The organism is Siphonobacter sp. (assembly GCF_048595215.1).
GTDB lineage: Bacteria > Bacteroidota > Bacteroidia > Cytophagales > Spirosomataceae > Siphonobacter.
The window spans coordinates 32854-59279 of sequence record NZ_JBMDWJ010000237.1 but is presented as its reverse complement, the minus strand read 5'-3'; the positions used below and the strand labels follow the sequence as shown (position 1 = coordinate 59279).

The 26426-nt window shown below is 47.4% G+C and carries 20 protein-coding genes; 6 read left to right on the top strand and 14 right to left on the bottom strand.

Translation table 11 applies throughout. The features are described from left to right. The first annotated feature begins 185 nt into the window (after positions 1–185). Positions 186–752: a hypothetical protein gene (locus ACOJTG_RS14895; protein ID WP_420154551.1), complete on the top strand. Its 567-nt coding sequence runs from the start codon at positions 186–188 to the stop codon at positions 750–752. Positions 753–776: 24 nt separating this feature from the next. Here the strand turns inward: ACOJTG_RS14895 and ACOJTG_RS14890 are convergent, their stop codons facing one another. Then, positions 777–3671: a glycoside hydrolase family 3 N-terminal domain-containing protein gene (locus ACOJTG_RS14890; RefSeq protein ID WP_420154550.1), complete on the bottom strand. Its 2895-nt coding sequence runs from the start codon at positions 3669–3671 to the stop codon at positions 777–779. 345 nt (positions 3672–4016) lie between these two features. Between ACOJTG_RS14890 and mutL the strand changes: the two genes are divergently transcribed. From mutL to ACOJTG_RS14870, 4 genes are all read left to right on the top strand, one after another. Further along, complete coding sequence (gene mutL / locus ACOJTG_RS14885) at positions 4017–6080, top strand: DNA mismatch repair endonuclease MutL (protein ID WP_420154549.1); 2064 nt, start codon at positions 4017–4019, stop codon at positions 6078–6080. 179 nt (positions 6081–6259) lie between these two features. Continuing rightward, positions 6260–6796 carry a hypothetical protein gene (locus ACOJTG_RS14880; protein WP_420154548.1) on the top strand — a complete coding sequence of 179 codons (537 nt, stop codon included), beginning with the start codon at positions 6260–6262 and terminating at the stop codon, positions 6794–6796. Between the two features lie 210 nt (positions 6797–7006). After that, the gene (gene ubiE, locus ACOJTG_RS14875; RefSeq protein ID WP_420154547.1) at positions 7007–7729 is read left to right on the top strand and encodes a bifunctional demethylmenaquinone methyltransferase/2-methoxy-6-polyprenyl-1,4-benzoquinol methylase UbiE; all 723 of its coding nucleotides are present in this window, start codon (positions 7007–7009) and stop codon (positions 7727–7729) included. Between the two features lie 6 nt (positions 7730–7735). Then, positions 7736–8515 carry a porin family protein gene (locus tag ACOJTG_RS14870; protein WP_420154546.1) on the top strand — a complete coding sequence of 260 codons (780 nt, stop codon included), beginning with the start codon at positions 7736–7738 and terminating at the stop codon, positions 8513–8515. An 81-nt stretch (positions 8516–8596) separates the two neighbouring features. Here ACOJTG_RS14870 and ftsZ read toward each other — a convergent pair whose 3' ends face one another. The 8 genes from ftsZ to ACOJTG_RS14830 all read right to left on the bottom strand — a co-directional run bounded on the left by ftsZ (position 8597) and on the right by ACOJTG_RS14830 (position 18800). After that, a complete protein-coding gene (gene ftsZ / locus ACOJTG_RS14865; RefSeq protein ID WP_420154545.1) occupies positions 8597–10108 on the bottom strand; it encodes a cell division protein FtsZ in 1512 nt (503 codons plus the stop codon). A 121-nt stretch (positions 10109–10229) separates the two neighbouring features. Further along, entirely contained in the window at positions 10230–11786 is a 1557-nt protein-coding gene (gene ftsA, locus ACOJTG_RS14860) for a cell division protein FtsA (protein ID WP_104709406.1), read from the bottom strand. 253 nt (positions 11787–12039) lie between these two features. Continuing rightward, a complete protein-coding gene (locus ACOJTG_RS14855; protein ID WP_420154544.1) occupies positions 12040–12798 on the bottom strand; it encodes a cell division protein FtsQ/DivIB in 759 nt (252 codons plus the stop codon). Positions 12799–12932: 134 nt separating this feature from the next. After that, on the bottom strand, positions 12933–14342 hold the full coding sequence (murC, locus tag ACOJTG_RS14850; RefSeq protein WP_420154543.1) for a UDP-N-acetylmuramate--L-alanine ligase: 1410 nt from the start codon (positions 14340–14342) through the stop codon (positions 12933–12935). Between the two features lie 119 nt (positions 14343–14461). After that, on the bottom strand, positions 14462–15562 hold the full coding sequence (murG, locus tag ACOJTG_RS14845; protein ID WP_420154542.1) for an undecaprenyldiphospho-muramoylpentapeptide beta-N-acetylglucosaminyltransferase: 1101 nt from the start codon (positions 15560–15562) through the stop codon (positions 14462–14464). A gap of 113 nt (positions 15563–15675) precedes the next feature. Next, complete coding sequence (locus ACOJTG_RS14840) at positions 15676–16905, bottom strand: FtsW/RodA/SpoVE family cell cycle protein (RefSeq protein ID WP_420154541.1); 1230 nt, start codon at positions 16903–16905, stop codon at positions 15676–15678. 131 nt (positions 16906–17036) lie between these two features. Further along, entirely contained in the window at positions 17037–17837 is an 801-nt protein-coding gene (gene epsC / locus ACOJTG_RS14835; protein ID WP_108724052.1) for a serine O-acetyltransferase EpsC, read from the bottom strand. A 111-nt stretch (positions 17838–17948) separates the two neighbouring features. Further along, positions 17949–18800, bottom strand: coding sequence for a hypothetical protein (locus tag ACOJTG_RS14830; protein ID WP_420154540.1), 852 nt, complete (start codon positions 18798–18800; stop codon positions 17949–17951). Between the two features lie 100 nt (positions 18801–18900). Here ACOJTG_RS14830 and ACOJTG_RS14825 point away from each other — a divergent pair, with 100 nt between their 5' ends. Next, positions 18901–20103, top strand: a complete 1203-nt coding sequence (locus tag ACOJTG_RS14825) for an AI-2E family transporter (protein WP_420154539.1) — start codon at positions 18901–18903, stop codon at positions 20101–20103. Here ACOJTG_RS14825 and ACOJTG_RS14820 read toward each other — a convergent pair. From ACOJTG_RS14820 to ACOJTG_RS14800, 5 genes are all read right to left on the bottom strand, one after another. Continuing rightward, the gene (locus tag ACOJTG_RS14820; protein WP_420154538.1) at positions 20075–20698 is read right to left on the bottom strand and encodes an LON peptidase substrate-binding domain-containing protein; all 624 of its coding nucleotides are present in this window, start codon (positions 20696–20698) and stop codon (positions 20075–20077) included. The two genes, ACOJTG_RS14825 and ACOJTG_RS14820, sit on opposite strands and share 29 nt — an antisense overlap. A 76-nt stretch (positions 20699–20774) precedes the next feature. After that, positions 20775–21236 carry a gliding motility lipoprotein GldH gene (locus ACOJTG_RS14815; protein WP_420154537.1) on the bottom strand — a complete coding sequence of 154 codons (462 nt, stop codon included), beginning with the start codon at positions 21234–21236 and terminating at the stop codon, positions 20775–20777. 43 nt (positions 21237–21279) lie between these two features. Next, positions 21280–22473, bottom strand: coding sequence for a PSP1 domain-containing protein (locus ACOJTG_RS14810; RefSeq protein WP_420154536.1), 1194 nt, complete (start codon positions 22471–22473; stop codon positions 21280–21282). A gap of 90 nt (positions 22474–22563) precedes the next feature. Beyond that, positions 22564–23841, bottom strand: a complete 1278-nt coding sequence (gene purD, locus ACOJTG_RS14805; protein WP_420154535.1) for a phosphoribosylamine--glycine ligase — start codon at positions 23839–23841, stop codon at positions 22564–22566. Positions 23842–23977: 136 nt separating this feature from the next. Continuing rightward, on the bottom strand, positions 23978–26296 hold the full coding sequence (locus ACOJTG_RS14800) for a RecQ family ATP-dependent DNA helicase (protein ID WP_420154534.1): 2319 nt from the start codon (positions 26294–26296) through the stop codon (positions 23978–23980). Positions 26297–26426 lie beyond the last annotated feature (130 nt).

Here is a 26426-nt window from a genome sequence, read left to right as displayed (position 1 = left end):
CATTAATGGTGACTAACTGGGTGGCTGCCTTGCCATAATCTTCTCAGTAACCCTTATCACTGACGCCTTACTAAAACGACCGGGTAACACAGATTTTCAAGAATCAGTACCTGTCGCCCCGACCGCAAACACCTACGCTGCAACTACCCACGCAGGGCATTGGCGAATGGACGCACCCGTTGTTGATGGCAGAGATCGACGACGCGGGTTTACGTGAGCACCTCGCTCAGCATCAACACACGCTTACCTTGCCGCAAGGGATTCGGTTTCAGTCGCCAGCGGAGGGGAAGAACATACTTTTCGTTTCCCGCTGGGACAATTATCCAACGGAGGCTCGACTGCCTGTAACCGGCCAGGCTTCGCATGCGTACCTGCTCATGGCGGGTTCGACCAATCCCATGCAGAGTCGGATCGAAAATGGGATGCTGGAAATCAGTTATACGGACGGCACTGCGGAGCGATTAGTACTACGCAATCCAGAAAACTGGTGGCCCATCGAAAAAGATTATCTGGACGACGGTTTTGCCTTCTCAACCGGAGCCGTACATCCACCTCGCGTACACCTGAAAACGGGCGAAGTCGTCTACGGTGAAAGAAGTAGCCAGTACAACGGCAAGGAAATCGAAGGCGGAGCAGCTACGGTACTGGACTTGCCACTCAATCCTTCAAAAACATTGAAAGAACTCAAGCTGACGGCCTTAGCTAACGATGTGGTAATTGGTCTGATGAGTGTGACTTTGGTACGGCCTTGAACCGTCGGCTCTCCTTTAAAAAGCTTACTTCTGCGAAATAATAGACGTTTCAATCGCCTCATACGCCGCATCCATTACTCGACGCCGGATTCGCAGGCTGGTAATCAGATTATTGTTCGCGTTGGGATGGACGCGGTTAGAAAGAAAAATTAGTACCAAATCAGTAGCCGGATCAGCCCAGACCAGCGTTCCCGTGAAGCCCGAATGCCCAAAAGCCCGGGGTGAAGCAAAGGAAGAGATGTACGCATTGCCATTAGCATCAGGTTGCCGATCCCAACCCAATCCCCGGTGGCTACGGAGCGTATAGTTATGCGAGAACATGGGTACTGTGGAAGGCAAAAAGTACCGCCGTCCGCCGTAATACCCGTTCTGTAGATTCATCTGCATCAGAATCGCCAGATCGTTGGCTGTACTGAACAAACCCGCGTGACCTGATACACCGCCCTGAATAGCCGCATTCTGGTCGTGAACGGTGCCGCGAAGCAGGACTTCCCGAAATACCCGGTCGTCTTCCGTCGGAGCAATTTTCCAGTCGCTTACCCCATTCCAGAGTGGACTGAAAAGGGTATTGTACATGCCCAGTGGTTCGTAAAAGGCATCCTGTACCAACTCTTCCAGCGGCTGATTGGAAACCTGCTCGACGAGGCGACGCAACATAATCAAGCCCAAATCGGAGTAGATAAACTTGTACTGACCCCGGCGATCACGTTGCCCGGTCATCGGACTATTTACCACCCATTTCCAGACGGAATCAATCGTTGCGGGCTTAGTCCACAAATCGCGGGCTACTAACAGCGTATAGTTTAACGTATCGACCCGTAAATCGAAATCAGGACTAAAAATACCCTGGGGTTTGGTACGTTCCCAGAAGGGCTGATAGGCTAGTAGTCCCGACTGGTGCATCAAGACGTCGCGAATGACCAGATGTTCTTTCGACGTACCTTTCAGATCAGGCAGGTAATACGATACTTTCTGATTGAGATCCAGAGCTCCGTTTTCGTTGAGTAACATCACGGCCTGTAGCGTAGCAGCTACTTTCGTTACCGAAGCTAGGTCATACAGGGTAGTATCCCGAACGGGCTCGAACGGAGTGAGGTTGTACGTAAGTTTTCCGTAGTTTTTCTGCCAGACTACGCGGCCTTTATGAGCGACGAGTACCTGTCCGCCGGGGAAAGCTCCCTTCCGAATCGACTCGTCCATAATGGCATCAATGCGTTGCAGCTTGCCTGAATTCATTCCCACTGTTTCGGGCTGACCGTAACTAAGTCGGCCAATGGCCTGGGTAGGCAAACCGTGTCCTACTGGAAACAAACCTTCGACGGATACAGGCAACTTGCCCAGAGCCGGAATGGCTCCGAAGAGTACTTCTGCCACGGCCGTCTGGGCGTAGGGATCACCTTCGTAACCGCAGACTAGCGTAGGTGCCGTGGGGAAATATTTCAGGCTATAGGGGTTACCAAAAGCACAAACCACTACCCGATTGCCCCGTTTGACCAGTTGCTTGATAAATTCTACTGATGCCCAGGAAACCCCGTAGTTTTGAGCCACCTTCTGCCGCATTTCGTGCAGACTGACAATAACTACCTGACTGGAATCGACCTTGGCCAGCATTTCCGCAAAAAAACGCTCGTCGGTTTTGGTACCGTTGGCGTAACACTTTACGTTAGCATACTTGCGTAAGGTATTCTGGAAAACGTTACCATCGCTTTCACCAATGGCAATGGCACTCAGTTTCAGCGTATCCAGCTGGACGAAAGGGATTAGAGACTGGTCATTTTTGACGACCGTTACCGCATTTTCGTACAGTTGCTGCCGCAGGGCTTCCGACTGCGGCGTTTTTAATTCTTTGACCAGATTCTTACTCACCGGAACCGCCTGATACGGAACCAGTCCGACCCGATGTTTTGCATACAGAATTTTCTGTACGCGACGATTAATTTCCTCTTCGCTAATGAGGCCGCTTTCGATGGCCTGCTTGATTTTTTGTACGGAAGCTCCCACGCTTTCGGGTTGAAGCAGCAGGTCATTACCCGCCAGCAACGCCTGTAGGTTGGCCTCCGGAGCAGGTTTTCCTTTCGTCACACCCCGCATGTTCATGGCATCCGTAACTACGAGTCCATTGAATTTGAGCTGATTTTTTAGCAAATCCGTAACAATGGGGGCCGAAAGGGTAGACGCAATGGGTCGGGATTCGTAGGCCGGTACTTCCAGGTGAGCGACCAGAATACTCGCCACACTGTCTTCGATCAAGGCTCGAAACGGCGGCAGCTCAAACTGATTGAGACGGGCCAGATCGTGCGTGATTTTGGGCAAGGTGCGGTGTGAATCGGTGTGGGTATCGCCGTGGCCGGGAAAATGCTTGGCACAGGCTAGTACACCCGCTTCCTGTAAGCCTCGGGCGTAGGCCTTTCCTTTTTCGGCTACGTTTACGGGATCTTCGCCGAACGAACGGTACCCAATAATCGGATTGAGTGGATTGGAGTTAACATCTACGACCGGGGCAAAATTCATTTGTACACCAATGCGTTTGCACTGACGACCAATCTCCCGCCCCATTTCGTAGATCAACTGATTATTTTGAATGGCTCCCAGGGTCATCTGATGGGGAAAGGACGTACCCAACGCCAGCCGCATCCCTAAACCGTTTTCAGCATCCAATGAAACGATGAGGGGAATCCGCGACTGCCGCTGATACCGATTGCTCAGTTCAGCCTGTGAATACGGGTCTCCCTGAAAAAAGATGACTCCACCGACGTGATACGCTTTGATGAGTCGATCAATGGTCGCGTAGTACGATTCGTACCGATTGGAGTACGTACCAATGACAAAAAACTGGCCGATCTTCTCGTCCAGTGTCATGCTCGAAAGGGTACTGTCCACCCATAACTGAGCCGCCGAAACTCTGGTAGAATCCAGCATCGGGTTCGTCAGTACAAGGGAAGAGACCGGTTGACTTTCCGTACTTACACGTTCAATAGATTTCGGGGATTTCCAAGCCGTCAGAGCCCACAAAACACTTAATCCCAGATAAACTAACTTATTCTTCAACATCCTGATCATCAATACGTACTACGAGAACGCGAAAATATCTCTAAAGTATGAGTTCAAAACATAGATATTTCAAAAATTCGGTTCGCTTTTGCGAAGGATTTGGACGAAATTCGCGTTTCTACCGTATCCAACACACCCGATTAGGAATTCATTTAGAGTCTTTTTCGGAATCATACATTCATTCGGAAGACCCATTATAAGCCGATTCTTTTCATGCAAGATATAATTCAACTCCTGCCCGATTCTATTGCGAACCAGATTGCGGCGGGCGAGGTCGTACAACGACCCGCATCGGTAGTGAAGGAGTTGCTTGAAAATTCCATCGATGCACAGGCTACGCAAATTCAACTGTTAGTCAAAGACGCGGGTCGTACACTGATTCAAGTCATTGATAATGGCATCGGAATGTCTGAAACCGACGCCCGGATGTGTTTTGAACGTCACGCTACCTCTAAAATCCGTACGGCAGAAGATTTGTTTAAAATCCGTACCATGGGTTTCCGGGGTGAAGCGATGGCATCCATCGCGGCGGTATCTCAGGTCGAATTACGCAGCCGCCGGGAATCGGATGAACTGGGTACGCACCTGAAAATTGACGCTTCTGAACTGAAAACGCACGAGCCTTGCCAGACGCCCGTAGGCACGAACATCTGCGTGAAAAATCTGTTTTTTAACGTTCCGGCTCGTCGTAACTTTTTGAAATCCAATCCCGTAGAAATGCGTCACGTATTGGACGAATTTCAGCGGGTTGCTTTGTCGTATCCTGAAGTGAGCTTCACATTACACCACGGCGAAACGGAAGTATACAATTTGCCGGGGGGCAAAATGTCCCGCCGGATTGTTGATTTATTCGGGAAAAACTACCGGGAACAACTGGCAGATACGCGAGAAGAAACCCCATTCGTGAAAGTATCGGGCTTCATTGGGAAACCGGAGTTTGCCAAGAAAGTACGCGGGGAGCAATTCTTTTTCGTCAATCAGCGATTCATTCGCCATCCGTACCTGCATCACGCTGTACTGAGTGGTTTTGAAGGACTCATTCCCGAAGGCAATCATCCCTTTTACGTACTCAATATTGAGATCGATCCGGCTCATATTGACATCAACGTCCATCCAACCAAAACGGAGATCAAGTTTGATGACGAACGCTCCGTATACGCGATTGTCCGGGCGGCGGTGAAACGGGCGACGGGTGTGTACGGACTGGCTCCGGCCATCGATTTCGAGATGGACGTCAATCTGCTCAATCCCGCTCAATCGTTGTCATTTCAGCAGAAAGACTACGCTAGTCACTTCGACGCGTCCGTTCGCGAAAATCGAAAAGTTACCGACGAGGAGCAGGCTCCCAGCCGTGACTCGTACGCTTCGCAGGCTTCCCGGCCTCCGGTTCCTAAACGAAATATCAGTAGCTGGGAAAAGTTGTTTGAAGGACTCGAAGGACCCATTAAGGAAGAACGTCATAGTATTTTTGCCATTCCCCCCGATATTATTCCTAGCGTGAAACCCTTCACGCCACCCATTCCCGAAGCCGCTCCGGAAGAAGACGCGACTTTGGTAGGATCCAGCATTACCTTTCAGAGTAAAGCCAATCGGCTGCCGATGGAAGAGCCGCCTGCGGAACCCATGCAAGAAACCCCACAAGAGTCTGCCCACGAGCAAACCTTCAGTTCGAAAGCGACGCCCCGCCCAGCGGCTAAAGCTCCCTTACTGGATTATGAGCGGATGCTGTTTCAGGTGCATAATCGCTACGTACTCTCGCAGGTGAAATCAGGGCTCATGGTGATTGACCAAAAGGCGGCTTACGAACGGATTCTTTACGATAAATACCGGGGTTCCCTGGAAAAGCGTAATGCAGCATCCCAGCAATTGTTGTTTCCGAAAACGGTCACCCTAAATCCGATTGATTTTCAATTGGTACTCGAAATTCAGCAGGAAATCCGGGCCTTAGGCTTCGATTTCGCTGAAATTGGAAAAGATGCGTTCATCCTGTACGGTATACCCGCCGAAGTGATGGACGAAAATGAAGAGGATTTGTTCGAAGGCTTATTGGCTCAGTTTCGACAACATTACGCCGAGCTAAAACTGGATCGGCCCGAGGCTTTGGCCCGTTCGTTTGCCAAGCGTTCGGCCGCTCGCTACCTGACGCGTTTATCTGCCGAAGAAATGAGTGCTCTAGTCGATCAGTTATTCGCTTCGAGCAATCCTTCCTACACACCCGGTGGCGATCCGACCTTTACTATTCTAGGACTCGAAAAACTCGCGGGTTTATTACGGTAATCATACGTTGGTCTCATTCATTCGTAGCTCAGGTCTGTTGATGGCCTGAGCTTTTTTTGTGTTCAGAAACAAAAGTTTATCCTGTTTATGCAACAATGTTGCAAAGTATGCTACTTTTGTAATGAATTTGTTCCACGTTTACCGAAAGGAAAATTTCCGTTCGCAAACTTCAACGTTTTATGCAAAAAAAATTCTGGCTGTATCTGCCGCTCCTTGCCTTAGTTACTTTGGCCTCCTGCAAGAAAGAGGATGATCCGGAACCGGATGAAAATGAATTGATTACAACCGTAGAATTAACGCTGACGGGTAATGGTACTTCAAAAGTATATACCTGGAAGGATGTAGATGGGGAGGGCGGAAATGCTCCCGTAATCGATTCCATCGTGCTGGCGAAAGATCAGACCTATACCTATGCCTTACGTTTTCTGGACGAATCGAAATCACCGGTCGAGAACGTAACGGAAGAAATTAAGGAAAGAGATTATGAACACCTCGTGGTAATGACTCCTAGTCCGGTTGGCTCGATGACCGTTACAATTACGGACAAGGATCGTAACAACCGACCCGTTGGGTTGGTCGGAGAAATTAAAACTTCGGCTGCGGCGGTAAAGGGCAAATTAAAAATACAGCTTCGGCATCAGCCCGGGGTCAAGGATGGCTCTCCCATTCCCGGCGATGACGACGCCAATGTCGATTTTGATGTGGAAATCAAATAAAACGCTTCGGTACGGCTGATCGTTTCGTACGAAGGTCTTCCGAAAACGTTTACTCGGAAACAGCGGCTTCTTTGGAGTCGCTGTTTTTTTGTACCTCGTAAAAATCATTCGTGCGAAGTCGCGTACCTTTGCCGAACTTTCCCGGGCAAACCAGCGTATAATACTATACAGCAAGCCTATGATTTTCAGGTCATTTAAATTCTAGCAGACGTGGTCGTACCTTATAAAGAAGAGCAGGATAGCAGCAAAAAGGAACAGGTTGCCAAAATGTTCGATAACATTTCGCACCGATATGATTTCCTGAATCACTTTCTGAGCCTTGGGATTGACATTCTCTGGCGGAAAAAAGCCATTCGTTTACTCAAGCCCGAAAAGCCCCAGACGATTCTGGATATTGCTACGGGTACGGGCGATTTTGCTTTGGAAGCTCTTGCCCTGAAGCCGAAGAAAATCGTAGGCGTAGATATTTCAGCGGGTATGCTGGCTCACGGCCGGGAGAAAATCAAAAAGCTGGGTCACGACGACATTATCGAGTTACAACTGGGGGATTCAGAAAAGCTGCCCTTCCCGGACAATTCTTTTGATGCTGTGATCGTTTCTTTCGGCGTACGGAATTTCGAAAATCTGGGTAAAGGTCTATCTGACATGAACCGAGTACTGAAGCCGGGTGGAACCTGTGTTGTACTGGAATTTTCTAAGCCGAAAGGTTTTCTTTTCAAGCACCTGTACAACTTTTATTTTAAGTACATTACGCCAACGATTGGAGAGTTCTTTTCGAAAGATCGGGCGGCGTATAGTTATTTGCCCGAATCCGTTCAGGCATTTCCAGATGGTAAGGATTTTCTGGCGATTTACGAACAATCTGGTTTTCGCCAAACCCGGGCTATCTCTTTGACCTTTGGTATCAGTTCTATTTATATAGGAAAGAAATAATCATTTATGGCGATTGCGTTTCGAGCTATTAAAGTACAGACTTCCGCGGATCGTGTTTCCGGCTCTTCTTCTTTTCAACGCTCAACGCTTCCGGGCCTGATTTTTATTTTTATGGTGTTGGGTATCCCCGCCGTAAAAGCTCAGAATACAATTTATCAGCGAAAACACCTGGAGTTTTATGATGATAAATCGGTTCATTATGGGTTTTTCTTTGGTTTACCCAATACGCGTTTCCAGGTCAAACACTCTGACCAATACAATACACAGGATTCAGTTCGTTCCATGCATTCACCGAATTCCATGGGTTTCCGGATGGGTTTTTTGATGAATGTATACTTGAGCCCACGGCTGGATTTTCGTTTTTCGCCACTAACGCTTTCGATTTACAGCCGTCCCGTAGATGTGACGTATACCAACGGTACTGAGCAGCGATTGACTCGTGAGTCGACGTGGATAGAATTTCCATTCATGCTGAAGTACAAATCTGAGCGGCGAGGGAATACGCGGATGTACGCTGTGGCCGGCTTCCGGGCCGGGCTAGAGGCGAACGTACGGAGAAAACAGAATATTAACCGAGGTGTAGGGCAGCTAGCCACCCGCTCGGCCGATTTTAGTGTGGAATACGGGGTCGGTCTTGAACGCTTCTTTGAGTATTTCAAGTTTACACCGGAGTTACACTTTTCGCACGGTATTGCAAACCTGATTCAGCCAACCAACTCTATATCGAATCGGGGCATCAGTCGACTGACTTCGCATACGGTAACGATTTATCTGATGTTTGAATAAGCGGAACTGTCTATACATTGTCTATCAATAAAAAAGCCCGGCAAATTTCTATCTGCCGGGCTTTTTTATTGATAGGATGACCTAGTCGTTCAGATTGTAATGATTGACTTTCTCACCATTCAGAATGACCATTAGATCAGCTAACGGAATATTCTGACGAATATACGCGGGCGTTTCCAGATCTGCTTCCCAACCCTGATCGGGGTGGTTGAGCTTATGTACGAACTCCTGAATCATTCGGGCATTAGATGAACTAAGATCTTCTTCCCGCCAGATTTCCTGCTCAATATGTCTAACCTTATCTTCCTCATTCAGCGTAGGAGCAGGAGCCGTAAACGAAGGAGCCATGATCGGCGTTTCTACTACTGCTTCCGGCATTACGGACGAAACCTCGGGCGTAAATGAAGCTTCCGGTGTAAACGAAGCCTCAGGGGTATCGCGACGATACTCATTGAATCCGTAATTAGCTACCGGCGAAGGGGCCGCTTCAACTACGGGAACGGGAGGAGTCACTACGGGAGCAGAAACGGGCTGATTCTGGTACGAAGGCAGCTTCGGAGCCTGACTCACGGGTTCGTCCATCGGACGCTGGTAGACCGAGTTGCCGGGCAAATCAAAACCAGCCGCAATAATCGTAAACCGCATGGCTTTACCAAGGCTGTCGTCAGGAATGGGGCTAATTTTTAGTAAACGAGCTTTACCTCCAATACGATCTTCGATGAATTTGGTAATGGCTTTCTGTTCCATCATTCGCATCGGGCAATCCTTACTGTACGAAATCGTAATCAGGATACGCTTGGCACCTTTGATATCGCGATTATCGAGCAAGGGAGAGCTCAGTGCTTCTTCAACGCAGGTGACGGCACGATCATCGCCTTCAGCCGTGTACAAGCCAATTACGGCCTGTCCAGCACCTTTTAGGATGGTCTTGACGTCATTCATATCGGAGTTGATCTTACCGGACTTGGTAACGATCTCGGAAATACAACGGGCCGCATTAGCTAAGACATCGTCGGCTTTGGCGTAAGCCTCATCGACGGTCATGTCCGGATAAAGCTCCAGCAGTTTTTCGTTTAGAATAACAACGACTGTATCGCAGTATTTCTGTAATTCGCGGATACCCTCGCGGGCCTGGGCAATTTTATCTTCACCCTCATCATCGAAGGGAGCAGTGACAATAGCTACGGTCAGAATGTTCAGATCATTAGCAATGCGGGCAATGACTGGAGCCGCACCCGTACCCGTTCCTCCGCCCATACCAGCCGTGATGAAGAGCATTTCCGTATTGTCCTCAAGGACTTTCCGGATTTCTGCTTCACTTTCTTCGGCGGCAGCCCGACCCTGAGCTGCGTCCATTCCCGCTCCAATCCCTTTCTGGTTGACGCTCTGGTTCCCTAACTGAATTTTGTAATCAATGGGGCTTTCGTCAAGGGACTGGCGGTCCGTATTACAAACGATGAAGTCTACGTCTTCAATCGTTTGGTTAAACATGTGTCGGACCGCATTGCAACCTCCGCCACCTACACCAAATACCTTAATGTACGAGCGAAAATGCTTGACGGAGCTAAAGGAATAATTATGATCAAGAAGCATACTATTGAGGTTGGTTACGTAAAGGCATTAGTACCTCAACGTAATGAGTTTAGTCCGGAGGTAAAACTTTCAATTCAGGGGATAAACAGAAAATCAAACGGCCAAGACCGTTTGATTTCTACTATACAGTTTTGGGTTCCCAACCATCGGGACGTTGACCATTCCGTGATTCAAATTCATCTCGGAAGATGGCTTTGTACCAGGAGTTTAAATCCATGCGTAACCGCCACCATTTCCATTCCTGTTCAGGTTCAGTTTGTGGTTCAGGCTCTTTGGTCGGTTCTTTTGTTTCCGGATTCCGGGGAGGTTCGGGAGGTCGTGGCGTATGGCCATTGTTGCCATTGGTGTAGCTACCATTACTGCCATTCGATCCATTACTGGGCACCGGACTATGATGTTGACTAGTCGTATACGTATGCGGACGCGTAGGTACGGGTGCCTGAATAGGCGAGGGTACCGATACGAGCGATTCGTACAGCTCATCGCGGGGATCGAGTGAACGGAAGCCTAAACGAACGAGGCCCAATGCCGTTGCATACGAAAGGTTATTCGTCGTTTCAGGTTTTTGTTTATTAAAACCCTGATTCGGACGACCTACCTGTACGTGCATGCCCGTTACGGAGCGGAATACTTCCTGAATGCTATCCAGCCGAGCACCGCCACCCGTCAACACAATACCCGTTTTGATTTTACGCTCGAAACCAGCGTGGCGTACCACGGCTGCTACGAACGTAGCAATATCCTTCACGCGGGCCTCAATGATGACGGCTACGTTTTTCAGCGAAACATTTTTCGGAGGTAGACTTTCCAGTACGTTCGGAACGGCTACTACTTCATTCAGGCGAACTTCCTTATGCGTAGCCGTACCAAAGCGGAGCTTTAGATCTTCCGCTACGTTTTCTGATACGTCACAACCAATTTCGATGTCTTTGGTAATGGCTTTTCCACCTACTGGAAACGAAGCAACATAGCGTACTAGTTCACCCTGCACAATTACTACGTCCGTCTTTCCAGCTCCAATATCGACCAGTATAGCTCCGTGTTCTTTTTCTTCGTCACTCAGTACGGCCATTGTCGAAGCCAAGGAAGCCAAATACACATGTTTGGGCGGAATGTTGCTCAAACCAGCCCAATCCAAGCTTTTCAATAGCGTACTTAAAGGCTTCAAAGGCATGGTAATTACCTGAAACTTACCCCGAAGATGAGTTCCGGTAACGCCTACAATATGGTAATGCTCTTCAGAATCTCCGTCGACGCTATACTCTTGTGGTAATACGTGCAAAATGGCAGAACCGTCAATTTTCGTACGGCCTACACTACCCAATAAGCGTTGTAAATCATCATGACGTACTTCATCACCTTCAGATACGTAATCCCGTGAGATATCACTGATCTTCGGTATACAGGCAACTTGGTGACTAGCTACACTAATAAAATACTGGTTCGGAGTAACGCCTGCCTGTTCAATGGCTTCTGCCAGTGCTTTTTTAATGAATTTGCTGACAAAGTCAGGGTTGAGAATAGCTCCTTTGGTGACAAGATTCTTAAATTTCTTATCCTTGAATTCAACCCGACTAACGCCACGCACGTCCAGTTTTTCGTCGTGATCTTGTTGACCGATCACGACGCAGACTTTGGTCGTTCCTACATCAATCCCGCAAACAATCTTTTTCTCCATACGGCACAGCTTTAGGGTTGATTGGTGTTATTGCTCATCAATTTAGTCTAGTAATTATGGCGGTCAATTACAAGAATCCTATGGTGGTTTAAAGTAATAAAAAAAATAGGATTTTGACTAGGATATTTTTATGTGTTTTTCACTTAAAATTCTCAGTATGACAGCTTTCCGGATAAATTAAACGTTAGCTCGTTCATGTAAAACTTGAGCATAAGCGGGCTTGAAAGCTGACATTCTTCTCTTTAAAAAAATGCTATTTGCGAGCAGCCAATAACGTATCTGCTTTTGTACAAACCAGCTGGTTTTTGTAACGAACGCTTACTTTCGAAAAACTTTTCCAACCCCGTAACGGCAAAATTTCTCGAAAAAACAGGTTTATCTTCTGGAACTTCACATCCCGAGCCGTAGCTGGACCATATTCAATAGCCGTATCACCTACTTGAGGCCAGAGCGTTATATTTCCTTCCGCATCTACTTCCATCCATTCGAGCTGAGCCCGCCAAAGCGAGTCCGTTTGAATCGCCTCTATTAAATGAAATAAAGACGTATCCTGTCGGGCTCTCAGATGATTTTTGCGTTCAAAATACGGACCTGAAAGCAACATTACTCGAGCCGTGTACCGCTCTGAAAGTGGCATAAACCTACCTTCTTCGTTTAAATATCGATCCAACCCATTATCAGGTAAATCGGTTTGAATAAGCCGGGCAATGGGACGGTGGGTCTGTACATGTACTTCCAGCCAACCCCGTAAATTCCGGGCAATCTGACAATCTTTTACTAGGGGACTCGACTTCACCCGACTTTCCAGAAAGCTCAGATCAATCGTTTCAAACGACTTTCCTTCCAAAGGCTTTCTGCCGAATTCCGAGAGCAAATTCTTAATGTCTTGCTGCGATAACAAAGGCGTTTCCTTGCTGCCTTCATTAAGCGTAATCGTTACTTTTTCACAGGGCTGGGAAGCGTACCAGTTCTCGGCAAAAGCTACCAAAAGGCCGACTACCAGGACTCCCAAGACGACCTTTACCCAGTTTCTTAACCGAAAGATAGAAAACTTCTCCAAGTCCTTAGGGCCTGAGTTTCAAAATTTATTCTATGGTAATTAGGAAAGTCTATACTGATTTTTCCTAATCTATTTCACAAAGAAAACTATAGTTTCCTTCCTGCTTTCACTTGGACTAACTCCCGCAATGGAGTGATCAACGTATCAATGTCACCGGCTCCAATAGTTACGACGATATCGAGTGGCAGGTCGTTCACAACATTCAGTACTTCATCCTTGGTACACTGAATTTTGTCTTCACTGGTGACCTTATCGAAAATCACAGCAGCAGTAATACCGGGAATCGGTAACTCGCGGGCTGGATAAATATCAAGTACAATAGCCCGATCTGCCAGCGACAGAGATTCGGCAAAACCTTCCTGAAAATCGCGGGTTCGCGTGAACAGGTGAGGCTGGAAAATAGCCGTTACATGCCGATTCGGATACAACGCTTTTACCGATTTGAGAAAAGCCTCGATCTCCGTTGGGTGATGGGCATAGTCATCAATATAGACCGTTTCCGGAAGTTCCAGATGATATTCAAACCGACGTTTTACGCCTCGATACGAATTCAATCCGGCCCGAATTTCCTGCGGTGAAAGACCTGCCTGCAGACAAACTGCAAAGGCCGCAACCGCATTTTCAGCATTATGAAAACCAGGTACTACCAGCGTAATATCCTCGCAAAATCCACCCGGATAAACCAGATCAAATTTAAAACGGGCGTCAGCAATGCGGCAGTTTTCAACGTGATACATCCCTGACTCAAAACCATACGTACGAACTTCAGCTCTGGTCTGATTGTTTAAAGACAAACCATTTTTAAGAAACAGTACGCCTTCCGTCCTAATCTGACTGACAAAATCTCCGAATGACTTGAGTACTTCGTCGCCCGAACCATAGATATCCAGGTGATCGGCATCGGTCGAAGTGACAATAGCCAGGTCGGGATGCAGAGTCAGAAAACTACGGTCAAATTCGTCGGCTTCTACCACGCATAATACTTCGTGCAGGTTTTCAGCAGGCTCATTAAGCAGAAAATTCGTTTGATAGTTCTGCGTAATACCGCCCAGAAAAGCCGCTACGTTCCGTCCACTGTGCTTAAGAATATGAGCAACCATGGAAGAGGTAGTCGTTTTACCGTGCGTACCCGCTACGGCAATCAGAAACATTTCCTCCGTAAGTAAACCCAGTACCTGCGAGCGTTTCAGAATACGAAATCCATTATCTCGAAAATAAGCCCATTCCGTGTGTTCTTTCGGAATGGCTGGGGTCAGTACGACCAGCGTTTCTTCGGGATTTTGGTACGCTTCTGGAATCTCTTTCAGAGTATCGGTAAAATGAATCGCAATTCCTTCGGCCTGTAACGCATTGGTTAGCGTGGTAGCCGTTTTATCATAACCCGCCACTGCGTACCCGTTGACGTGAAACCAACGAGCAATGGCACTCATTCCTATTCCTCCAATACCCAGGAAATAAACAGACTTATACGAACGAATGGGTTTGACTGGTACCATGCAATGAACAGAATAGAAAGCTTTTAAAAAGAGACTACAAGCGTTGCGTTTTGTTTTCGGAAATCCGTGGCCAAACATATAAGCTGCTGATAATCAAAAGAAAAAAATAATAAATATGATTATTGCGTTAGCTTCCAGACTTCCTCGGCAATCTGTTGAGCGGCCTGAGGCTTAGCGAGTTGCCTGATTTGTTGGCCCATGCTATGCTGTACTTCCTTACTCTTGAATAATTCCAGCGTAGTCGGGATCAGTTTTTCTCGTGCTTCAGCGTCTTTCACCAGTAGGCCCGCTTCTTCGCGTACCAAGGCCATTGCATTTTTAGTTTGATGGTCTTCAGCCGCCGTAGGTAGCGGGACAAAGATGGAGGGCTTACCCACCAGACACAGTTCTGAAATCGATAAAGCACCGGCTCGGGAAATCACCACACTGGCTGCTGCGTACGCATAAGGCATCTGGTTGATGAAATCCGATACCCAGATCCGATTCGAATGCAGGGCAGCTACCCGTTGGCGAGCCTTGTCAATGTATAGCTTACCGGTTTGCCAGATAATCTGATAACCCGATGCAAGCAGTTGTTCGAGTCCGGCATCGATACTTTCGTTGATGGTACGGGCTCCCTGACTACCTCCAATAACGAGTAACGTAGGTACATCAGGCGATAAGCCTTTGAAATATTCCCAAACGTTAGGATCAGTTGCTGAAACGCTTCCGATGTCACTTCGTACGGGATTGCCCGTCATGACTACCTTTTCGGTGGGAAAAAACGACTGCATATCCGGATAGGCTACGCAGATTTTCCGGGCATTCTGAGCTAAAAACTTATTGGTAATGCCAGCGTAGGAATTTTGTTCCTGAATGAGATACGGTACGCCGTTCATCCCGGCCATAAGCAACAGTGGACCGCTGGCGTAGCCACCGACACCGACGGCTGCGTCGGGTTTGAAATCCCGAATTACTTTCCGAGCGGCCCAGAGGCTTTTCGTTAGTTTGACGGGAAAACTAAGATTCGCTAAAAGATTGGATCGATTGATCCCCGCAATATCGAGTCCGAAAATGGGATAACCCGCCTGAGGGACTTTTTCCATTTCCATACGGCCGTTTGCCCCGACAAAAAGAATCTCCGTTTGAGGATCTTTCGCCTTGAGAGCATTGGCAATGGCAATAGCCGGAAAAATATGTCCACCCGTTCCTCCACCACTTATGATAATGCGTTTCGACACGTCGTTGAAAGCTTTTTTACGTAATTAAATCCGTCGTTATCAATTCTTTTCCGAGTACTGAAAAGAATCATTTCTGCAAAAAAACAACGCGGCTGCTTAGAAGTCAATAAAAATTATGCAGCCATTGCCGCTTCTTCTCGGGGTTCAGCGGGTTGAGTTTCAGCCGCTTCCCGACTAACACTTAAAATAGCTCCAATCGAAACACCCGTGAAGAGGAGTGAAGAACCACCCCAACTGATGAGCGGAAGCGTCTGACCCGTTACGGGAATGAGTTGTACCGAAACCGCCATGTGAACCAAGGCTTGCAGTACTAAGCTAAAGGCTAGTCCGGCTGCCAAGAAATAACCAAAGGCCTGACCACTCTGAATTTCAGCCTTTTTCAGTCGCCGGAAGGCTACGAAACGAACGCTACGGTACAGCAACCAGAGGTACAGAACCAGGGTAAAGACGCCGCCGATAAATCCCCACTCTTCAATCAGAATAGCATAGGCAAAATCAGAATAAGCCTGGGTCATGAAATTTCGCTGTAAGCTATTTCCGGGTCCCCGACCAATCCAGTCGCCTGAAGCTACGGCTACTAAACTGTACTCTTCCTGCGAATCAATTCGACGATCTTCCGGCGTGAGCCGTTCGGGTGGGCGTACTTTCTGAATGACTTGTGAGATAACATTCGTAGGACGGCTAAAACGGCCTTCCCAAGTAGTTCCCCGTGACCCAAAAGCGTAGGCGATCGTAAAGGCCAGCGAACCTGCTAGTGTCAGGTATACCAGATAGCGAATGGGCACCTGACCAATAAACATCAGTAGCCAGCACGGAGCCATTAGTAGTAAAGCCGCACTTCCGGAGTTCAAAGCCAGCAGAAAACCCAGAAAACCGCACCAGAAGATAGGAGGTACGAAAACCAGCGGATCGCTATAATTGGCCTTGAGCCGTTTCGCCAACATGGCAGCCAGATTGGCAATGAGAGCAAACTTGGCTAAATCAGAGGGCATGAAACCGGAAAAGAATGGAATCGGTAAAGCCCGTTTGGCTCCACCACTTTCTACGCCTAAAACCTGAACCAGAATCAGTAGCAAAACCGATAACATGAGCAAATACCGGGATAAGCTGGCGTAACTCTTGAAAGGTAACCGGTGACAAACGATGATGATGATGAGACAGAACGTTAAGTCCCGAATGTGCTTGAATAAGAACGACCCCGTGTCAGGTAAATCGTGGAATTGATACGTGCCCCGAGCCGAAAAAACAACGATCAAACCAATGGCAAGCAGAGCTAGGACAATATTCCAGATGGTACGATCACCTTCCAGACGAAAAAAGGTACGGAGTCGTTCGAGGGTCATAAAGAAAAAAGGAAGGATGAACGATAATTACGTTTACAAATGTAAATTATTTACATTTGGAAATACAAAATAAAATCAATAAAAAAATGCTCCGACTTTTTTTCGGAGCATCGTCATTATCAGGACTTCGGCTATTCTTTAATTAAAACCTGCTCCTGATGATAAATCTTGGTATAAGGCCGTATACTGTGTACGAGCCACACGTTCCCGCCCACAATGCTGTGATGGCCGATGACCGTTTCTCCGCCTAGAATGGTTGCTCCAGAATAAATGACGACGTGGTCTTCCACCGTTGGATGTCGCTTTTGCGAAGCTAGTTCTTTATTTACACTTAATGCTCCCAGCGTTACGCCCTGATACAACTTTACGTGCTTGCCAATGCTGGTGGTTTCTCCAATGACAATACCCGTACCGTGGTCAATGAATAGGTGCTCGTCAATTTCAGCGGCGGGGTGAATATCGATGCCCGTACGGGAATGAGCAAATTCCGTCAGTACGCGGGGTAACAGCGGAATCCCTAGATCATAAAAAGCGTGAGCGATCCGATAGAAAGCGACGGCGTAGAAACCCGGATAAGCCCGTACTACTTCGTACTCCGAAGTAGCAGCCGGGTCGCCCGCCATGATCGCCGAAACATCGGTACGGAGTAAGTGGTAAATTTCAGGAATTTGATTAACAAATTGGGAGGCAAGCTGCGTAGCATCCTGAGGTAGGTGCCCTTGCATGGACTGTAAAAGCTCGCCTAAATCCTGCTCAATCCGATCGAATGCGGCTCCGAGTTTCTCTACGGAATCGTAATGTTTCTTCGTTTGCTCGGGAAATAGAAGCAAAACCAGTCTAGTAACCAAACGAGCTACAGAAGAGGTCGCTGGAAAATATTCCGTAGTCGTATGGGCTTCATACAAACTTTCCAGAAAGGGGCGTGGCAACATGCAACGAGTGGTTTATAAGATCGGTATGCAATCCGCAGTGTTAAGCAAACGTATTCTCAACGATACTTTCAGGGCTGTCTCTACTATTGCCCAAACGGTGGAATAGGTTCCCTAACGTCTGCTTATTTTATATATTTTTCCTTTTTCATTGGTCAGCAGTAGTTCGGTATTGCTGATAAAAACGAGACCTTCTATCTGTCCACGACCCACTTTCAGGCAAGAAATTGGATGCTTAAAGTTAATCTGCCCGTGCTCAATCCCAAAGAAAAAGACTTTTCCGTAGGTCAATAGGGCAAAGCTTTGTCGGTCTGGACTGATGTCGGCAGCGGTAATCATGCCGTTTAAACGAATACTATCTTTTCGAATGGCGGTATGGTGTCCTTCCCGGGCCGGAATGGTATACAAAGTGGCTGTTTTATGACCCCAGTTTTTCGAAAACAGAAAGAGACTGTCCTGAGCATAGAAGAACGCTTCACAGTCAAAATTCTTGCGTGAACGTTCGGGAGGAAACGCTCGCTGATCTTCGTAATGGTATGTTATTTTCTTAGGTAAAGTAGCCGATGAATCGCTGGATAGAGAGACCTGATAAATGCATAAATCCTGCCGGGTGTTTGTATTATTGCCGATATCGCCAATGTACAAATGACCCCGATCGTCCCGACTAAGTTCTTCCCAGTCCTTGTTGGTAAGTTGTGGCAGCGACCAAGTAGTAAGCAAACGGCCGGAGGCATCGATTTCGTAAAGTTCAGGTCGGCCACCCGAGTCGTTGTGCGTCCAGAAGGTGGGTTTTGCGGAAGCCGTTGCTAAACCAGAATTTTCATTGGCTACGGCAGGCATTTGTCCCGTTTTCTCAATCCGGTACTGAGGTTTGGCCCGGTGAAAGCCCTGACGGTAGATGTCGGGCTGGCAAGAACACAAACTGGTTTGTATTTCAAATAGCAAAAAGAATAGTTTAGTAAGCATTCCGTAAAATTTGTTCTAATCAAGTTGAACCGTACACCCCGAAATCACTGAATCCATCATCATCCCGTCAACCATTTATTTACAAGGAAATCCCCGCCCCATGACTCCAGAACCTACTTTACCCTATCCCGTCCGACTGGCCGCGACACTCATTTGCGTATTGCTCATCATTTATGGCTTATACGCTCTACAGGGCGTAGTAACCCTGCTACTTTTTTCGCTTCTACTGGCAATGTTACTATTTCCCCTATGCCGGAAACTGGAGCGGTGGAAATTTCCGCGAGTAGCTGCCATTTTCGTCTGCCTGGTCATTCTGATCGGCGTTCTGGTAGGTATTGGCTGGGTTGTCTCCATGCAAATGGCTAACTTCTCCGACGATTTTCCCAAATTTCAGAATAAAATGAATGCCGTCCTGGACCGTGCCCAGGAAATGGCAAACGATCAGTTGGGACTGGATAAAACCCGTCAGAATACAGAAATTAGACGTATTACCAACGACGTTCTACACAATAGTGGTAGCTATATCACTACTTTCCTGTCGTCTACTACGTCTACACTGGCTGACTTGTCGTTGATTCCCTTGTTTGTATTCTTTATTCTTTTGTACCGGGACTTTTTCCGAAGCTTTGTCTACAAGCTGTTTTCGAAAACCAAACGTTCGCGTCTGGATGACGTGCTGAGCAAAATTTACGTCGTCGTACAGGGCTATCTGGCGGGTCTGGTATTGGTAATTGGCATTGTAGCCTGTTTAAATACGACCGGACTTCTGATTCTAGGTATTGACTATGCCTGGTTTTTCGGAACGCTGGCGGCAGTCTTGCTACTGGTACCCTACATCGGTATTCTAATCGGGTCGCTGTTACCTACCATTTACGCCCTGGTTACGAAAGATTCACCGATGTATGCCGTCGGGGTAATCGGCGTATTCAGTTTTGTTCAGATTCTGGAAGGAAACTTCATTACGCCTTACGTTGTCGGCTCAAAGGTAAGCGTTAACCCGCTAGCGGCGATGGTTGTGTTGATTCTGGGTGGACAGTTGTGGGGAATATCAGGACTGGTCTTGGCCCTGCCCGTGACTGCTATTGTGAAAGTGATTTGTGATAATGTCGATGGACTCAAGCCGTACGGATTCCTGCTCGGCGACCCTGAGTACAGTAAAGGATCCGTCGTAAAGTCGAGTAGCAAGCTGCCGAAACTCGATACATTAACCAAACGAAAACGGAAAGTGGAAGAAGCTTTGGCCAACGAAGAGCAGCCTCAGAATCAGACCGAAACTAGAAGTTTAAGGGATCAAAATTCCTGAAATGCCCGTTGAGCCGAATTCGCTCTTTGGTTTTTTCCAGTTCCTGAATGACTGGCATGATCCGATTCAAATGGCGGGAGATAAAACGTTGCCTTTCCAGTTCTTTCGGAATTTGTAATAACTCGTATTCTTCCTCTAGCGATAAGCCAATTTTATGAGCGATCTGGTACGAAAAGTTCTCGGATCGCTCGTTAAAATCTACGTTTGTCTGTAAATGCTGATACAGTTTTTTGAGATGATCCAGTAAGCCGGGTAGCAGTTCAGTACTAGATTGATGCTCCTGGTAGGCTACCTGGCCTCCAGCGTATAACTTTCTTTCTACGGGATTGATAAAACTCAGCAGACGAAAAATTTGCAGCCCTTCCGTACGGATGTCCATTCGGCCATCGTCGTAACGTTGGGATACCTCAAGTACGCGTAGGGAAGTACCAAAATCTATACGCTGATTCGGCATGTATACAGGAATACCAAAGGACGTATTTGCTTCCAAACACTCCGTAATCAACTGAATGTAGCGGGGCTCGAAGATGTGGAGGTTTAGTTTTTCCCCCGGAAAAGCTACCAGGTTGAGCGGAAACAAAGGCAGGAAAGCCATAGATCTGTATCGAAGTGGGGTGGAAAGAATCGCCTGAACTATCCAAATACAACGCTAGCTCCGCTTTGGGGAAGAGCTAATTCCGTTCAACGGTAAGGCCTACCGTCTGAATCTCCGGTAGTGGATCCTGACGCATGTACTGTTCCACTTTGAAGGTGTAAGTACCTGCTTTGGCGAAACGGTAATTTTTTACGACCAGAAATTTATGATCGTAGATGTCGCCCAGGCCGTTACCGGTAGGTTTGCCCGTCGTAGCATTGGCTAAGATAAGCTCATCTAACTTTCGTTCGATGGTTTTACCATCCGGGCCGATTAGCGTACGGGTAACGTAAAGGTTGTAATACGGGTACGACTTCGTATTCCGCAGGTTGTAATACAGATTGTACGTTCGGGTAGTATCGCTGATTTCAAAGGAAAAACTAGGAACGGTTTTGACCGGCCATTTGGCATCCGGCAGTTCCATATTATCCTTAAATACTGCGTTTGTATCGCAGGCCGTCAGACTGACCAGAAAGCATAGAAAGAGAAATAGTCGCATAGGAATGAAAGTCCCGGAGGTGTTGAGGCCTCCGGGAACGAAATCATTTAGAAGGGGGACGGTTTGAGCCTCCGCCCGACCGTTTTTTCTTATTCTTCGACGCAGGACGATTTTGCGATTGAAACTTCTTATCCATGCGTACCAGGTCACTATTAATGCCTGAGTTTTTTGCTTCGATGACGGGCATGATCTCCAGTTCTTCGAACGAAGGAGGAATGACACCCCGCTTATTCATCTCCACAATTTTCAGTACTTGCGGAATAGCAACCGGATACCAGTTGTCATCGCCTCGGAAACTAAACCACATGATCTTACGGAAGATATCCGTTTTAATCAGGTTCGCATCGCCTTTCTGTACTTTCAGCGGCCCTTCCAGACTTGGAATATCCCGCAAGGCGTCGATGTACGTTTCCAGTTCGTAATTCAGGCAGCATTTTAAACGGCCACACTGACCAGATAATTTTACCGGATTCAGCGAAAGATTCTGGTAACGGGCTGCTGAAGTGGTTACGTTTTTGAAATCCGTCAACCAAGTCGAACAGCACAATTCGCGACCACAGACGCCAATACCACCGATACGGGCCGCTTCCTGCCGCAGACTGATCTGCTTCATCTCAATACGGACCTTAAACTCGCTGGCCAGCACCTTAATTAGCTCCCGGAAATCTACGCGTTCATCCGAGGAGTAATAAAAGGTTGCCTTGGTGCCGTCGGACTGAAACTCAACGTCTGATAGTTTCATGTTGAGTTTCAACTCCTTCACGATTTCCCGAGCCCGGTACATCGTCGGTAAATCCCGGGCAATGGTTTGCTCGTGTTTTTCCAGATCTTTGGGCGTCGCTTTCCGATATACCTGCCGAATTTCGGGATCTTTCACCCCGCGTTTCACGACTTGCAACCGGACCAGCTCACCCTGTAAGGAGACGAAACCCAAGTGATGACCACTCTGCATTTCTACCACTACTGGATCGCCCGTATAGAGTTCAAGTTGAGCCGTATTACGGAAATATTCCTTCCGGCCCCCTTTGAATTTTACTTCTACCAGGTTACTCCGCTGGTGAACCGGGATTCCTAATCCCGGAGCTTCCATGTCCGACAACCAGTCGAACACATTCATTTTATTACAGCCACCCGTACCGCAGGCTCCGTTGTTCTTACAACCGGATACGGAGGCACCTGCTTTATCTTTCGAACGAATGCTTCCACAGCCACCCGTTGCACATGATGCACATCCCATTTTTTTTGTATGTAGAATTTTTGAATGATAGAAGCCTGAACGCAGCTCGTAACGAGCCTGTCACTCATTCGTTGATTCTACCATCCAAAATTATAAAAGGTCCAGGCCGATGTCCCGTCGGAAGTACTTGCCTTCGTATTGGACAGCGGCTGCCGCCGTTTGTGAACGCTGGCGGGCTTCTTGGATGGACGTTCCCAGAGCCGTAACGGCCAGGACGCGTCCTCCATTGGTGACCACTTCTCCGGACTCGGAATGTTTTGTTCCGGCGTGGAAAATGGTCGTATAATTCTGTTTACCGGGCAATTGAATTACGTCACCCTTGGCATAATCGCCTGGATAACCACCAGCTACCACAACGGTAGTAACGGCCATCTTATTGGATACGGCAAAATTTACGTATTTCAGTTTGCCTTCAGCCGCGGCTTTGAGCAGCATTAGCAAATCTGAATCAATACGGGGCAGTACTACTTCTGTTTCTGGATCACCCATCCGGCAATTGTATTCAATCACGAAAGGATCACCGTTGACATTCATCAAACCAATGAAAATAAACCCAACGTACCGAATGCCTTCTGCTTTTAGTCCATTGAGTGTGGGGCGTACCACTCGCTCTTCTACTTTCTTCTGGAACGCATCATCGGCGAAAGGTACGGGTGAGACCGCTCCCATACCACCGGTATTGGGTCCGGAGTCGCCTTCACCAATACGTTTATAATCTTTAGCTTCCGGTAGAATATGGTAATTCTCTCCGTCGGTTAACACAAATACCGATAATTCGATTCCGTGCAGGTACTCTTCAATTACTACTTTTTGGGAAGCATCCCCGAATTTAGCTTCTACCAGCATTTCCCGCAGTGTTTGCTGGGCTTCGGCTACATCAGCGGCAATGATTACGCCCTTACCTGCGGCCAGGCCATCGGCTTTCAGTACCAGCGGAAAGGCTTGCTGCGTAATGTATTCCAGACCTTCCTCTAGGGTTTCTTTCACGAACGTACGCGAAGCAGCCGTAGGAATGTGGTGTTTAGCCATGAAGTTTTTAGAAAAATCTTTCGATCCTTCTAATTGAGCTCCACGGCTATCTGGTCCTAATATCAAGACTTTCTTCAGGTCTTCGCGACTTTCGAAATAATCCCGAATGCCACGAACCAGCGGTTCTTCCGGCCCGACGATGACGAGTGAAATATGGTTTTCAAGAACAGCGGTAGCAATTGCGTCAAAGTCATTGACTCCAATCGGTAAATTTGTTGCCAGTTGAGCGGTACCGGCGTTACCGGGAGCTACGAATAACTGTTGACATAGAGGGCTCTGAGCAATTTTCCAGGCAAACGCATGTTCCCGGCCGCCAGACCCTACGATGAGAATATTCATCGGATAATTCTTAAATGACCACTCAGGCTGAAGCGTAAACTCCTTACGAGCGTATAAAGTGAAAATGATTGAAAAAAGGTACGAATAAAAAGCGGGCAACTGTACCAACCCTGGTACGGTTGCCCTTACTTATGGCTTAGTGACCTAATTCGCTGTGGAACTTGATCCGCATCAGCCGAAGTTCTTCTTCCGAGTACTCGTTGCCCAGTTCTTTTAAGGCAACGGCCATAGAATCAGTTTCCGCCCGCATGAAATATTCGTAGATTTCATCCTGACGATCATCATCCAGCACCTGATTGATGTAATAGTCCAGATTGAGCTTGGTACCGGAATAACAGATGTGCTCAATTTCTTCAATGAGCTCCGTCATACCTAGACTTTTAGCCTCGGCAATTTCCTCTAGATCAATCTTACGGTCAATTTGCTGAATGATAAAAATCTTAACCTTCGACTTGTTTGTCGTCGTTTTCACGACTACTTCCGTCGCCGTTTCGATTTCATTTTCCTCTACGTAACGGGTAATCAGCTCAATGAACTGCTTTCCAAACTTAACGGCCTTACCCATCCCAACGCCCGTAATCTGAGCTAGCTCTTGGATCGTAGAAGGGTAGGTAGTAGCCATTTCCTCCATGGACGGATCCTGGAAGATAACGTAGGGGGGGATGTTCTTTTCCTTCGCAATTTTTTTCCGAAGGTTTTTCAGCATTTCAAACAAGGCTTCGTCATAGGCTTTAGCCGACGCACTTACCTCATCTTTATCTTCATCTTTTTCTTCGCCTTGCTGGGTATAATCGTGATCCTTGGAGAAGGCTGAAGAGAACGGAGCTTCCAAAAACTGAGCTCCTTTTTCAGACAGCTTTAAAGTACCGTAATTCTCGATATCCTTATCCAGAAAACCGTAAATCGTCAGTTGTTTGATGATCGAATGCCAGAATTCGGGCGTTTGCAGACGATCATCTTTTTTGTCGACGGTCTTGGGCTTGGCCCTAATGATCACATTGCCGTCTTCGTCTTCCTCCTCTTCGGGTTCATCGTCGTCGGTATCGGCCTCGTAGCCAATTTTGTACTTACCCTTGCCGAACACATCGAGTTTGTTGTGTCCGTGGCTCAATACATAGGGATTTTCAATGCCCAGCAGAATGTCCGCGATGTGATAGCAATCAAAGCGGTTTCCGGTTTGCTGAACGGCCTTAAGTATCCATTCAGCTTCCTCCTGCATTTTGAATTTCTGCGTAGGCTTGAGGCAGTTATCGCAGAAACCGCAGTCTTTGGCAAAATATTCACCAAAATAGCCCAGCAACTGACGGCGACGGCACACGCCCAGGTTAGAATAGCTAACCATTTCCATCAGTAACGCTTTGGCATTATCGCGTTCGGTTACGGGCTTGTCTTTGTTGAATTTATCCAGCTTAACGATATCGTCGTAGCTGTAGAACATGACACAGTTGCCTTCCAGACCATCCCCGCCCGCCCCACCCCGTTCCAGATAGTAAACATAGAGTGATTTGGGAGCATCGTAGTGAAGTACAAAACGAACGTCGGGCTTATCAATACCCATCCCAAAAGCAATCGTCGCAACGATTACTTCCGCTTCTTCGTTAAGAAAAGCGTCTTGGTTACCCATACGCGTCGCTGGATCCAGACCCGCGTGATAGGGGAGAGCTTTAACGCCATTTACGTTCAGTAATTCCGCTATTTCTTCAACTGTCTTACGGCTCAGGCAGTAAATAATACCCGATTTGCCAGCCTGACTTTTAATATACTTAATGAGTTGCCGATTGACATCTTTCGTTTTCGGACGAATCTCATAGTACAGGTTCTTTCGGTTAAACGAAGATTTGTAAACCGAGGCATCTTCCATCTGCAGGTTTTTAATAATATCCTGCTGAACTTTTGGCGTTGCCGTTGCGGTAAGGGCAATCAGGGGTAAGCTCGGATTGATGGTTTCCACAATGCTGCGGATTCGCCGATATTCCGGACGGAAATCATGGCCCCACTCCGAGATACAGTGAGCTTCATCAATGGCCACAAACGAGATCTTTGCTTTTTGCAGAAAAGCTAGGTTTTCTTCTTTCGTCAAAGACTCTGGGGCAACGTATAATAGTTTAACTTCTCCGCTCAACACATCTTTTTTGACTTGCGTCATTTCCGATTTGCTAAGCGTAGAATTTAAAAACTGGGCATTCACCCCAACGGCATTCAATTGATCAACCTGATTTTTCATCAGGGCAATTAGCGGGGAAATCACTACGGCGGTACCCTCACTTACAACGGCAGGAAGCTGGTAACACATCGATTTACCAGCCCCGGTAGGCATAATCACAAACGTATGATTTCCTGCAAGAAGGTTACAGATAATATCTTCCTGTTCACCCCGGAACTGGGTAAAGCCGAAAACCTCTTTCAATTTTGCCTTGAGGGTATCCTTCAATGACGGATCAGCGAGCATGGCCATTTATACTTTTCTTCAACATCAATGGATGGTTAGATGCTATTAGGGGAATATCTTGTCTAAGCGACAGGAATCGGAATTGAAATTAATAAAAAAAGTCTGTACAGGACCAAAAATCTTTGCTGGCAAAAAA